12 protein-coding genes are annotated in these 12,368 nt (G+C 53.0%); 4 read left to right on the top strand and 8 right to left on the bottom strand.

The annotated features are described in order from the left end of the window. Nucleotides 1–52: 52 nt before the first annotated feature. The 4 genes from ACQ0MK_RS16870 to cobA all read right to left on the bottom strand — a co-directional run bounded on the left by ACQ0MK_RS16870 (nucleotide 53) and on the right by cobA (nucleotide 4,011). Entirely contained in the window at nucleotides 53–1,396 is a 1,344-nt protein-coding gene (locus tag ACQ0MK_RS16870; protein ID WP_430473593.1) for a cobyrinate a,c-diamide synthase, read from the bottom strand. Between the two features lie 61 nt (nucleotides 1,397–1,457). Beyond that, entirely contained in the window at nucleotides 1,458–2,072 is a 615-nt protein-coding gene (locus tag ACQ0MK_RS16875) for an SCO family protein (protein WP_430473594.1), read from the bottom strand. A gap of 180 nt (nucleotides 2,073–2,252) precedes the next feature. Next, on the bottom strand, nucleotides 2,253–3,086 hold the full coding sequence (locus ACQ0MK_RS16880; protein WP_430473595.1) for a sulfite exporter TauE/SafE family protein: 834 nt from the start codon (nucleotides 3,084–3,086) through the stop codon (nucleotides 2,253–2,255). A gap of 61 nt (nucleotides 3,087–3,147) precedes the next feature. Beyond that, a complete protein-coding gene (gene cobA, locus ACQ0MK_RS16885; protein WP_430473596.1) occupies nucleotides 3,148–4,011 on the bottom strand; it encodes a uroporphyrinogen-III C-methyltransferase in 864 nt (287 codons plus the stop codon). 226 nt (nucleotides 4,012–4,237) lie between these two features. Here cobA and ACQ0MK_RS16890 point away from each other — a divergent pair, with 226 nt between their 5' ends. Together ACQ0MK_RS16890 and ACQ0MK_RS16895 are read left to right on the top strand one after the other, a co-directional pair. Beyond that, nucleotides 4,238–5,359, top strand: a complete 1,122-nt coding sequence (locus ACQ0MK_RS16890; RefSeq protein ID WP_430473597.1) for a cobalt-precorrin-5B (C(1))-methyltransferase — start codon at nucleotides 4,238–4,240, stop codon at nucleotides 5,357–5,359. A gap of 83 nt (nucleotides 5,360–5,442) precedes the next feature. Then, a complete protein-coding gene (locus ACQ0MK_RS16895; RefSeq protein ID WP_430473598.1) occupies nucleotides 5,443–6,228 on the top strand; it encodes a cobalt-precorrin-6A reductase in 786 nt (261 codons plus the stop codon). Between the two features lie 102 nt (nucleotides 6,229–6,330). Here the strand turns inward: ACQ0MK_RS16895 and ACQ0MK_RS16900 are convergent, their stop codons facing one another. Next, complete coding sequence (locus ACQ0MK_RS16900) at nucleotides 6,331–7,338, bottom strand: complex I NDUFA9 subunit family protein (protein WP_430473599.1); 1,008 nt, start codon at nucleotides 7,336–7,338, stop codon at nucleotides 6,331–6,333. 224 nt (nucleotides 7,339–7,562) lie between these two features. Next, entirely contained in the window at nucleotides 7,563–8,465 is a 903-nt protein-coding gene (locus ACQ0MK_RS16905) for an SDR family oxidoreductase (protein ID WP_430473600.1), read from the bottom strand. A 280-nt stretch (nucleotides 8,466–8,745) separates the two neighbouring features. Here ACQ0MK_RS16905 and ACQ0MK_RS16910 point away from each other — a divergent pair, with 280 nt between their 5' ends. Together ACQ0MK_RS16910 and ACQ0MK_RS16915 are read left to right on the top strand one after the other, a co-directional pair. Then, nucleotides 8,746–9,558, top strand: coding sequence for a tetratricopeptide repeat protein (locus ACQ0MK_RS16910; protein WP_430473601.1), 813 nt, complete (start codon nucleotides 8,746–8,748; stop codon nucleotides 9,556–9,558). Nucleotides 9,559–9,640: 82 nt separating this feature from the next. After that, nucleotides 9,641–10,672 (top strand): substrate-binding domain-containing protein, encoded by a 1,032-nt coding sequence (locus ACQ0MK_RS16915; protein ID WP_430473602.1) that lies wholly within the window; start codon nucleotides 9,641–9,643, stop codon nucleotides 10,670–10,672. 37 nt (nucleotides 10,673–10,709) lie between these two features. Here ACQ0MK_RS16915 and ACQ0MK_RS16920 read toward each other — a convergent pair whose 3' ends face one another. Next, nucleotides 10,710–11,525 carry a class I SAM-dependent methyltransferase gene (locus tag ACQ0MK_RS16920; RefSeq protein ID WP_430473603.1) on the bottom strand — a complete coding sequence of 272 codons (816 nt, stop codon included), beginning with the start codon at nucleotides 11,523–11,525 and terminating at the stop codon, nucleotides 10,710–10,712. Beyond that, on the bottom strand, nucleotides 11,522–12,196 hold the full coding sequence (locus tag ACQ0MK_RS16925) for a glutathione S-transferase family protein (protein WP_350161029.1): 675 nt from the start codon (nucleotides 12,194–12,196) through the stop codon (nucleotides 11,522–11,524). Before ACQ0MK_RS16925 ends, ACQ0MK_RS16920 begins: the two co-directional genes overlap by 4 nt. Between the last annotated feature and the right edge of the window lie 172 nt (nucleotides 12,197–12,368).

A 12,368-nucleotide genomic window follows, 5' to 3' on the forward strand; every position in this document is an offset into this window, starting at 1 on the left:
GACTTTACCTATCAAGCCAATCCCATCGCAATCCCACGGCCAAACCGGCAGATCAGCCTTGTGCCACCATGTGAAAGAACGATCCGAATACCCGGCCTTGCACCAGCCCGGCCGGACCAAGATCATCCCCCGTCGCGTTGCGCATTTGACAAAATGACGATCCGGTTTGGGTCAAAGTCGTGGCGTAATGGAATTCATGACCGCGTAAAACAGTTCCCATCGGACCGAATGGCGTTTCAATGGCAAGTGTGGCTTCGCGATATCCCAGATGCAGCTTACGCGTCGCAAAACTGGTGGCAAGCGGCAAAAGACCCAGCATTTCATGGCATGAACCATCGCCATCGGTCAGATGCGTGCCAAGGGTCATAAAGCCCCCGCACTCGCCATAAATCACAACGCCGTTATCTGCGGCTGTGCGAAGGGATGCTTTGAAGGCCCCCGCCGCGGCCAATTTAGCCGCATGCAATTCAGGATATCCCCCAGGCAGATAAATCGCATCACAGTTAGAATTCGGGGTTTCATCTGCCAAGGGTGAAAAGAACGATATTTCCGTCCCTGCGCGCCGCCAGCCTTCAAGAAGATGGGCATAGCTAAAGGCAAAAGCCGCATCACGGGCGATGGCAATATGGCGCCCCAGTGGGGCAATATCATGAGATGCGGCAGCAGCCATAGCCGGTTCAGACATCAGTGCATTTTTCGCCTTGATCAAGCCAACAAAGGCATCAAGGTCGATATCCTCGGCAATGATATCTGCTGCGTGATCGAGAAATGATTCAAGTTCGGGATGCTCCCCGGCTTGGACCAAGCCAAGATGGCGTTCGGGCAACAACAACGCGTCATTCCGGCGCACAGCACCAATGATCGGGATATCGGGCAGATGCTTGGCACAGGCATCTACAATCATTTGTTTGTGCCGCGCGCTTCCAACCCGGTTCAGGATGACACCCGCGATATTGATGTCATCGCGGAACGACGCAAAGCCGGAAATCAGGGCGGCAGCAGATACCGATTGCCCCTTTACATCAACGACCAGAACCACCGGCCATCCGGTCATGGCGGCAAGATCGGCGGTCGATCCGCTGCCATTTGCCGCACCATCAAACAGGCCCATCACACCTTCACACATCAGGAAGGATTTATCCGCGCCATGATTTGTTGAAAGCGATCTGATCTGCGCCGGGCTCATCGCCCACGGATCAAGATTAATGCAAACCCCGTGACATGCGGCGGACTGAAAGGCCGGATCAATGTAATCAGGGCCGGTTTTTGCCGCCGCAATTGCATGGCCCTTGCGCGTCAAAGCCCTCAGCAAGGCCAAGGTTATGACGGTCTTGCCACTGTTTGACGACGGGGCAGCAATCATGATGCCCGGTGGGGTCGGTCGGGTGGATTGCATCTGGTAAGGTCTCCGGTGCCCGGCATTCTGGTTTGCATCATGTTAGCGCAAACAACCCAGTTTAGCCGTTCTTTTTGACCGCTTCTGCAACGCCCTTGGCCATGTCTTCCGGGGTGGTACCATAATTGAAATGGCGGATGAACTGACCCTTGCGATCCATGAGATACACAAAGGATGAATGATCCATCAGGTAAGAATCCGTGTTATCCGGCTCGCCTTCCGGGATCGATTTGGCATAGTAAACCCGATAGGCTTTTGCCGCAGCAGTCGTTTGCGCAACCGTCCCGGTCAAACCCACCATCCGGTCATGGAAATGCGGCACATAGGCCTTCATCGCATCAACCGTGTCCCGTTCCGGATCGACCGTGAAAAACACCGGTGTAATTTCATTGGCAATGTCGTCTGGCATGAGATCAAGCGCATCGCCCATGACCTGCAATTCGGTCGGGCAGACATCCGGGCAGAACGTATAGCCGAAATACGTCATCATATATTTGCCGTTGAAATCGGCCTGAGTCACGGTTTCGCCATTCTGGTTCACAAGTTCGAACGGACCGCCGATGGAAGCCGTACCAGATGACTGGGTTTCAGTCCCCATCATCATCAGGCGATAGGTCAAACCAATTCCCAGAACCAGGGCAATTGCCAAAATTGCCAAAAGCGTCTTTTTGCTCACGCGACCTACCTCGTTTTCGTCGCCCAATCCGGGCCATTTTTTACGTTACAAACCGTGTCGGCACTATAAATGCCCATTACAATCATGCAAGGGCAGTGGTTGTGTGAATGCTCACACCAATGGATAAATCATGAAATCACAACAGGTTTCCAATCATTGGTTCGCTGCAAGATTTGCGTTTCATGCAATGGTTTTGGCCGCCAACACAAACAGGATCAAGCCGTTTACAATCATAAGCCCGCGTCCCACCGGCACCATGAAGGTGCGGAACCGCTGTGCGGCATATTGCCCGACAAATCCGGTGACAAACAACATCGGAACGGTTCCAAGCCCAAAGACACCCATCACAGCCGCCCCGCTTAAGGCCGCCCCCGAAGCCGCCGCCATGATGAGTACGCCATATACCAAGCCACAGGGAATAAAGCCCAACATCACGCCAAGCAGAAACCCCCGCCAGCCAAACGGGGCGGTAAATAGCGGGCGCATATAATCCCCCAACACGCGGTTCCACCACCGCGTTTCGCCTGATGGCGGCAACAGACTGCCAAGATGGGGCATCAATCCCATAATTCCAAAAACAAGGAAAAACACCCCGGCGAGGCTTAACAGCACAGGGCCAATCCACCAGATTTGCGTCAGAGCCGTGATCCCATCAGCAAAATACCCGGCCATTGCACCCAGCAAGCAATATGTCGTTAGCCGCCCGAACTGATAGGGCAATAAAGCCGCCCCGGTCAGACGGCGAAACTCGTTCATTTTTTCAAGGGGAAGCTGTTCCATCCGGCTGGTGACCTGGCTGATCACGAACGGCCCGCACATGCCGACACAATGGGTGACACTGCCGACCAAACCGGCAATCAGCGCAGTCAAAAGAACCCCGCCATCATCGCGCAGGATTTCAGCACATTGTGCCCAGCCGCTTTCAAGGATGCGGATCAATATCTGTTGTTCGTCCATCACCTGACCGCTTACTTCAATGCGGGCGATTGTGACAAGCACATCGCAGGGCGACAACGATATAAATCAATCGATTGCTGGTAAATTTTGAAAGATGATCTGTGGTTAGGTTCAGGCCCTAATCTTTCAGCGGATCAGACGGGGTCGAAATCAGGTCAAGGACCTGTTCAAACGGGACATTACGCACCGATTTGACGTCATCTTGCGGCGACAACCAATTTAACTTATCGCGCAATCCAACCACCTTGCCCAAAATGCAAACCGCAGGCGGTTCAACCCCGGCACGTTCAACATCATCGGCCGCCTTTTCCAGCGTCGTGATTAAAATGCCCTGCTGTGGCGTGGTGGCCTGACTGATCACCGCAAGGGGTTCATCAGCCGCACGGCCATTCGCCATCAGTTCTGCTGAAATCCGGCGCAGATGTTTCATCGCCATATACATCACCAAAACCGGCGCACCTTTGGCCAGTGCCCCCCAATTGATATTGTCGGGCACTTCGCCACTTGATCCATGGCCGGTAACAAACGTTACCGACGCATTGCAATCGCGGTGCGTGGTAGGAATACCGGCATAAGCCGCCCCGGCAATCCCGGCCGTAATCCCCGGCACAACCCGGAACGGTACATTGTGGTCCACAAGGGTCATGCCTTCTTCGCCACCGCGGCCAAAGACAAACGGATCACCGCCTTTAAGGCGCAACACGCGCAAGCCTTGCTTGGCAAAATCAACCAGTTGAAGCGAAATATCGGTTTGTTTGGCAGACGGACGCCCACCGCGTTTCCCGGCATAGACACGCTGTGCATCGGGTCGCAAAAGGTTCAAAATTCGTTCATCGACCAGTGCATCAAAAACAACGACATCGGCCTGTTGCATGGCATTGACTGCATGGAGTGTTAGCAAACCGGGATCGCCCGGTCCTGCACCGACAAGCCATACCCAACCCGGCTCAAATACCGGAAAATCAAGACCAAGTTTCGTCATCGTAAAATACTTCTGTTCTATCAATTTCGGTCCATCTGTGCAGGACCGCATCAAGAGGATATGTTAAACAGCAATCAAACGATACGTTCAACATATTACCGGAAATTTATCGTATTAATTAATAAACAACATCATTAACGATGTTTAATTAGACGTCCCGCTGCAAGGTAAATGCCTGCCTTCAATAGCGGGACCCGCCGCGAGATTGACAGGAAAAAATCGACCGATGGCAAGAAAACCAGACGGACCGCTGCGCAAGGGATGGACAACGGGGGCCTGTGCCACCGCTGCGACCCGTGCTGCGTGGCAGGCGATCTTGTCTGGCGATTTTCCTGATCCGGTTACCATCACCCTGCCACGGGGGGAAACGCCGTCCTTTTCACTGGTAAAGGCCGAAACGGGCGAAGGTTGGGCACGGGCCAGTGTGATCAAGGATGCAGGGGATGATCCGGATGTCACCCATGGTGCTGAAATCATTGCCACTGTCCGCCGTGCCAAACCGGGAAATGGCATTACATTTCATGCGGGCGACGGGGTGGGCACCATCACCAAACCCGGATTGCCTTTGCCACCGGGTGAGGCGGCAATTAACCCTAAACCACGTGAAATGATGGTTGGGCAGATTGCCGAACTTGCCGAGAAATTTGATGTCTCACCAGATGTTGAGATCGAAATTTCCATTCCCGGCGGTCAGGAAATTGCCACCAAAACATGGAACCCGCGCCTTGGCATTGTTGGCGGGCTTTCGGTTTTGGGCACCACGGGGATTGTCATCCCGTTTAGCTGTTCAGCGTGGATTCATTCCATCCATCGCGGGATTGATGTTGCCCGTGCAACCGGCCGACAACATGTTGCCGGGGCGACGGGGAAAACGTCTGAGGCCGCCATTCGGACATTTTATGACCTCCCCGATGAAGCGATCCTTGATATGGGCGATTTTGTGGGCGGGATGTTGAAATATCTGCGTAAGAACCCGGTCGAATTTGTCAGCATTTCCGGCGGGTTCGCCAAACTGATCAAACTAGCCCAAGGTCATCTTGACCTGCACAGCAGCCGGTCACAGGTTGATTTTAACAAGCTGGCTGAAACAATTGCCCTGTCAGGCGGCGATGAAAACCTTCAACATCAGACGCGCACAGCCAACACGGCCAAACAGGTTTTGGAACTTTGTCAGGCCGCAAACGTTAATATAGCAGACACCATCGCCCGTCAGGCCTGTGAGTCCGCCCGCGCGACCCTTGACGGTGCCAATGCGATTGAAATCGTGATCACGGATCGGGCTGGCTTGATCATTGCTCGTCATGGATTTGGCGACTTTGACCAATTCAAGCCGGTTACACCGGTCTGATGAACCTCTGATACACTGCCCGCCGCAGTACATAACGAACCAACGGACCAAAACAGGTCGACAAAAAACAAGGTAATTTGCCCATGTCGCTTTCCCAGCCGGCCACACGTCCGAAACATATTCTTATTTTTGGCGGTACAGGGGATGCGAACCGAATTATCGAAGACCTGATGCATGAATTTGGCCGCGATATCCGCCTTCAACTGTCTCTTGCCGGTCGCACCAGTGCGCCAAGCATCCCCGATGGCGTTCCCGTCCGCATTGGTGGATTTGGCGGACCAGAAGGCATTATTTCGCATTTCAAAACCGAACAGATTGATCTGGTGATTGATGCGACACATCCCTATGCGACGCAGATCTCCGGCAACATTGCCCAAGCCTGTCACGCAGTTGCGATGCCCTGCATTCAGTATCATCGCCCAAGCTGGGAAAAGACCGAACGCGACAACTGGATCAGCGTAAAATCGATTGAAGAAGCGGCAAGCATTTTATCCAGACACGGCACACGTGCGTTGATCGCAAGCGGAGCGAAAAACCTTCATGCCTTTGACAATCTTGAAAAGACGTGGCTTTTGGTTCGCACCGTCGATGCCCCGCGCGATCCGTTTGATCTTACGCATGGGGAATGGCTGTTTGCCCGTGGGCCGTTCAGCGTCGAGGGTGAGACCGAGCTTTTAGAACGCTGCGAGATTGATGTGATCGTCTGCAAGAACAGCGGCGGGGATGCGACCTTTGCCAAGATCGAAGCGGCCAGAAACCTCGGCATTCCGGTGATCATGATCGAACGCCCCGGCGGTGCACCGGTCACCCAAGCGCCCAGTCGCGCTATGATCGTTGAACATATTCGAACGTTTCTTGCGCAGCCATAGTCCGCATCAATTCTGCCAGCTTCATTTTCCGCACATCAAAAAACCCCGCCGAATGACCGGCGGGGTTTTGAAATTTTATCCGTGAGTGTAAGTGTCGTTGTCTTAGACGAAACGGCGGAACTCGCCCGATTTACGCGGCGGGCAAAAGCGTTTCAAATAGGCTGGTGCCACTGCTTCGAGGCTGTTGGGTGTAATCCCCAGATCGGCAAAGCCGTTAGCACCTTCGGAAACAACATTGTCGGTTTTCAACAAACGAACCTGATCAGGTGTTAGTGGCGGAACCGGAAGGAATTGCAGGAAGAATGCCTTGATCGATGCCAGCCAGAACGGAACCGGCACCAAAATCGCACTTTGACGTGTGATGTGCAGCATGTCGCGCAACAGACCCATAAAGGAATAGGTTTCCGGCCCACCCAGCTCATAGGTTTTACCGACTGCTTTGCTGTTGCCGATTGCGGCAACAAAGGCATCAGCAACATCGCCAACATAGACCGGCTGGAATTTCGGACCACCATCGCCCAGAATATCGACCTTGCCTTCGCCCAGATCAACTTTCGGCAGGCCCGGCGCACCAATCACCGGCAGTACCGGCGAGAAACGCGCCAAAGTGGCGAATTTATTGAGGAAATTGTCGTTCTGACCAAAGACCACCGACGGGCGGAAAATCACGGCATCAGCAAAGGCTTCGCGAACGGCATTTTCACCCGCCAGCTTTGACGTGGCATAGTTTGAAGACGGGTTTTTATCCACACCCAATGCCGACATATGCAACAACGTCTTAACGCCGCATGCCTTGGCTTCTTCGGCGATGCGCTTGGCAGCTTTGACATGGATGTTGACGAAGTTATTGCCACCGCGCTCATAAAGCACACCCAGCAGGTTGATCACGACTTCTGATCCGTTGATCGCGTCCTTAAGCGACCCTTCGTCACGGACATCGCAATGGATCGGAACCACTTGGCCCAGATAGCCCATCGGTTTGAGTTTTTTGACGCGCTCAAAGCTTCGGGTCGGAACACGGACGATAAAATCACGTTCAAGCAGACGCTTGACGATGTGACGTCCAACAAATCCGGTGCCGCCAAAGACGGTAACGATACGACGATCCATGCTTGCTCTCTCCTTGCTGGTGGCACGATACGCAGGAATATCTGCGCGCCATACCAGCATTTGGTACCTTCAAGGCCGGTTGCGGAGACCGACCCGATCTGAATGTTATCCTGTGGACAATCATATTGTGCCCAAACAGAAGACGATATGATTGTCCGCAGGCAAGGGGCTAAACCCCATTGGGTTATATACGACGCCGAACCCGCGTCAACAATGTGCTTTTGTTAAACAATCTCTTCTTGAGACGCGAGTTTGGCCAATATTTCATCGTAAAGCGCCATCAAACCGGCGTGATAATCCGGGTAACGCAGCTTTACACCCAATTCTTGCTTAATCCGTGCGTTATCAACGCGCTTGTTATCCTCGTAAAAGCTTGCTGCCATCGGGCTTAGCTTTGCGGTGGCAAAATCTTCTTCATCCGGCGGATCAATGCCAAGCAATCCGCAGGCATGGGCAATGACGTCCTGTGGCGGGGCGGCGTCATCATCACACACATTATAGGCCGCCCCACAATTGGGTTGTTTGATAGATGCCAGAACCGTTTGGGCAATATCTTCAACATGAATGCGTGAAAACACCTGACCGGGTTTGATAATCCGCCGGGCGCGACCCGATCGCACAGTTTCAAGCGCATTGCGCCCCGGTCCGTAAATCCCCGCCAGACGGAAGCTTTGCACGCACAGACCATGGCGACGGCCAAGATCAAACCATGCCTTTTCCGCAGCAACCCGGCGGCGACCGCGCTTGCCACTTGGGCGCAATTCATCTTCTTCGGTAACGGTCGCACCCTGATAGTCGCCGTAAACACCCGTGGTCGACAAATACCCAATCCATGTGCCTTCAGCCAGACGGGCCAAATCGCCGCCATGATGATGGATTACAGGATCGCCTTGCCCACCGGGCGGGGCCGAAATCAGAACATGGGTCACGTCCTTAAGGGCAGATTTAATATCGGCAATCGGCTGATCATCGGCAAAGATAAAGGGTTCAATCCCGTCTGCCTTAAGCTGATTGGCCTTATCAGCAGATCGGGTGGTTCCGGCGATCTGCCAGCCCTCTTCGCGCAATTGATCGGCAACAAGGCGTGCAGAAAATCCCATCCCGAAACAAAACAGCTTATTGGTCATCAAGGCACCTGTATCTGATCGTAATCATTGGCAATTAAATTGCTATTTCGCGCACAGTAGCGGTCCGGCCCGATCCAGACAAAACCTTTTGACCCACACGCGGCAATCACGTGATCGCGAAAACATCATCCGGGTGCAACACCGGTGGGCCAGACAATCATTATCTTGCCGTTTTCATATTGTTTTTTAGCATTTGGAGCATTCAGGCATGGTGCTTGGCAGGTCATATCCCTATGCTGTTTGCGACCCGGTTTTGCCAAAAACGGAGCATTTTTGAACCATGTCACGACTTTGCGGCCTTTCGACATTTTCACGCGCAACCTCGACGCTTTTTCTAGCGGGGTTTGCCAGCATTTGGGCCGCACCGGATGTCTATGCCCAGTCCGACAGCAATGGCGGCATCACCATCGAAGAACGTCAGCAATATCAAGACTGCATCAAACTTGCCCAACTTAAACCCGAAGACGGGTTTGAAAGTGCGATTGCCTGGCGCGATATGGGCGGTGGCGAACCGGCCCGGCATTGCGTTGCAGTGGCCCTGATATCGCTTGGCAAATATGAAGAGGCCGCAACCAGACTGGATGCCCTTGCCAAAGACAGTGCGGCGGCACCCGGCGTTATCGCCGGAATGTTGGCCCAAGCCGGACAAGCCTGGATGATGGCCAATAATCTTGAGTTTGCTTGGCGTGATCAAAGCCGTGCGTTGGAACTGGCGCCAAATAATGCGCAACTATGGGTCGACCGGGCTATGGCGCTTGGGCTTGCCGGGGAATATTGGGAAGCCATTGATGATCTTAACAAGGCGCTTGATCTTGCTCCGAATCAGCCAGACGTCCTGATCTATCGGGCATCGGCCTGGCGAATGCTTGAAAGTTATGATCTGGCGATGAGCGATATTGAAAATGCGCTTAACCTTGAACCCAACAATGTTCAGGCCCTTTTTGAGCGCGGAAAGCTTTATCTCATTGCTGGCAAAAAGGATCTGGCACGCCGGGATTGGTTAAATGTCATAGAAAATTCAAACGGAACCCCTGTTGCTGATGCGGCAAAAGCGAATATAGAGAACATGGATGTTCACACTGAATCGAACTAAGGTTCGCTGTGACCAGTTTGCTTGTATATGAACCGGTCGAATAATCTGCCGGATCATAACCGGACAGTTTTTGGGGGACGAAATGCGTCGCACGCTTGCCTTGACTGCCATAGCCGCATCGATTGCGCTTGTTTCAGCCGCACCTGTCGCACAGGCACGTGATCAAATCCGGATTGTCGGATCATCGACCATCTTTCCGCTGACCACCAAGGTCGCGGAACATTTCGCCAAATCGACCAATGCACCGGCACCGGTTGTCGAAAGCACCGGATCAGGTGGCGGATTCAAACTGTTTTGTGGTGGTATCGGGGAACAATTTCCTGACATCGTCGATTCATCGCGCCCCATCACCGGATCGGAAACCGCGATTTGTGCCGCCAATTCGGTACACGACATCAGCGAAATCAAAATTGGCTATGACGGTATCGTCCTTTTGGGATCGCGCAACGCCCCGAGTATGGAGCTTAGCGCGCGTCAGCTTTATCTGGCGATGGCCCGGACCATTCCGGTCAAGGGTGCCAGTGTGCCCAACCCGAATGAAAAATGGTCAGATATTGATCCAAGCCTGCCGGATCTTAAAATCCGTGTGTATGGCCCGCCGCCAACATCCGGTACGCGTGATTTGATGGGGCAGCTTTTGCTTGATAAAGGCTGTTCGACATTTTCCGATATCGCCAGCCTTGAATCATCTGATCCTGACAGCTTCCGTCTTTTGTGCCGTACCATCCGCAACGATGGCGCCTATATCGAAGCCGGTGAAAATGATCGCCTTGTGATCAACAAATTGGAAAAAGACCCGACCTCTTACGGGGTGATGGGCTTTAACAATCTGGAACGGAACCGTGACAAGCTTCAGGGCATTGCCATCAACGGTATTGAACCCGATTATGAAACCATCCTTGACGGCAGTTATCCGGGGTCACGTGCGCTTTATCTTTATGTCAAAGACGCCCATCAGCAGCTTGTTCAATCGCTTGGTGATTTTGTTTCCGTCTATGTGACGGACGGAGTGATAGGCGATGATGGCTTACTTGCCAATAATGGTATGGTCCCGCTTACAAACGACGAACGCCAAAACACCTTGGCACAGGCCGCCAAGTTCGCCGACAACTGACTTCTATCATCTCAAAGTTGATTTTGACGGCCGGACATCAGTCCGGCCGTTTTGCCATCCAGACCTGATTGGTGGCGTATTTCGGCGGGTTCCCTTGGAAATCAGAAAATTCCGATATCGAAACAAACCCGGAAACTTCCAGCATCAACCGCATTTCACTGCGATGTACCCAACGCAATTGGTGCCAGCCATCTTCAACCCGGATGGCAGCACCGTCTGGATCGATTTCTTCGAACCGCCAATGTTCGTCAAACCGCTGGGTCAGGGGGTTATTGATGCGTTCCATTGCGGTGATCCGCAAACGGCTTCCGGGCCGTCCAACACCTTCTGGCATCGGGAAAAGTGGTAATTCGACGCTTTCAAGATCGCCTTCTGGCAGACAATAGCGCAAGTCAGGATCCATCAGATCAAGGGCAATCATCCCGCCGGGTTTTAAATGGGCATAGGCCCGTTCAAGGCAACGACGTTGATCGTTGGCATCGGTGACTTCCTGCAACCCGCGAAACGGAATGATCACGAGATCAAATTGCCGCCCCAGATCAAAGTCACACATATTGCCCTGATGCCATGTCAGATCAGGGTACTTTGCCCGAGCCTGATCGAGCATCGCGGATGACAAATCAAGCCCTTCGACCGGAATGCCCAGATCGGCAATCGCACTGCTGATCCGGCCCGTACCGCAACCCAGTTCAAGCACGCAACCGCCATCAGAAGCCAGGTTTTCGGCCAATCTGGTATAAAACGGAATGGGGTCTTCGAAAATCTTGCGGTCAAGATCGGCCCGCAGATCGTAACTTGCAGTATTCAGCCCGCCTTCGGGATAGAATTCATCAAAACTGGATGAATGCATCATTCAAAATCAAGTTCTGCATAATGGCTGGATGGCGGGAAGCTGGCCTGTCGATCGGCGAGAATATCGCGCATGGCCGGGCGGCTTTTAATCCGCATATACCAGTCTTTGGCGCGTGGATGTTTCGACCAGTTGATATCGCCCATATAGTCGATCACGGATACCTGTGCGGCGGCTGCCAGATCGGCCATGGTCAAGTGATCGCCTGCCAACCAGTTCCGGCGCTCAAACAGCCAGCCGATATAATCAAGATGATAGGCGGCATTGCTTCGACCGGCGCGCAGAACCTTGGTATCAGGGGTGCCGGTTGCAAAAAACCGTTTCAGAAGCTTCTCACCCAGCAAATGGTCGGTGGCCTCGCGGTTAAACTTGCCATCAAACCACGCGACAAGACGGCGGATTTCAGCGCGTTCTTTCGGGTTATCACCAAAAAGCTTGGGCGCATCCTGATAGACTTCGTCCAGATATTCGCAAATTACTGTCGAATCACACAGAACCGTGCCGTCTTCTTCTTCAAGAACCGGAACTTCACCCGCTGGATTAATCAGCAGGAATTCATCACGCCGTTCCCAAACAGGTTCGGCCTTTAATTCAAAATCGAGCTTTTTTTCGGCCAGAACCAGGCGCACTTTGCGCGAAAACGGTGAGAGCCAAAAATGATGTAACTGACGCATAGACGTGAGGATACCCGACCAAGGATGAACGTTTCGCAAAGACCCGCAATGTTTGCGGGGAAAATCGTAAAACAAATACGCGGAAAACGGCACTTCATTACGGGTCGTTTCAGACCCGGAATTGCAAAATCTGTAAAACCACGCAGCCGGTTTGAAGTAAAGACCTTCTTAC

It is taken from the genome of Thalassospira lucentensis, from assembly GCF_050516545.1.
GTDB lineage: Bacteria > Pseudomonadota > Alphaproteobacteria > Rhodospirillales > Thalassospiraceae > Thalassospira > Thalassospira lucentensis_C.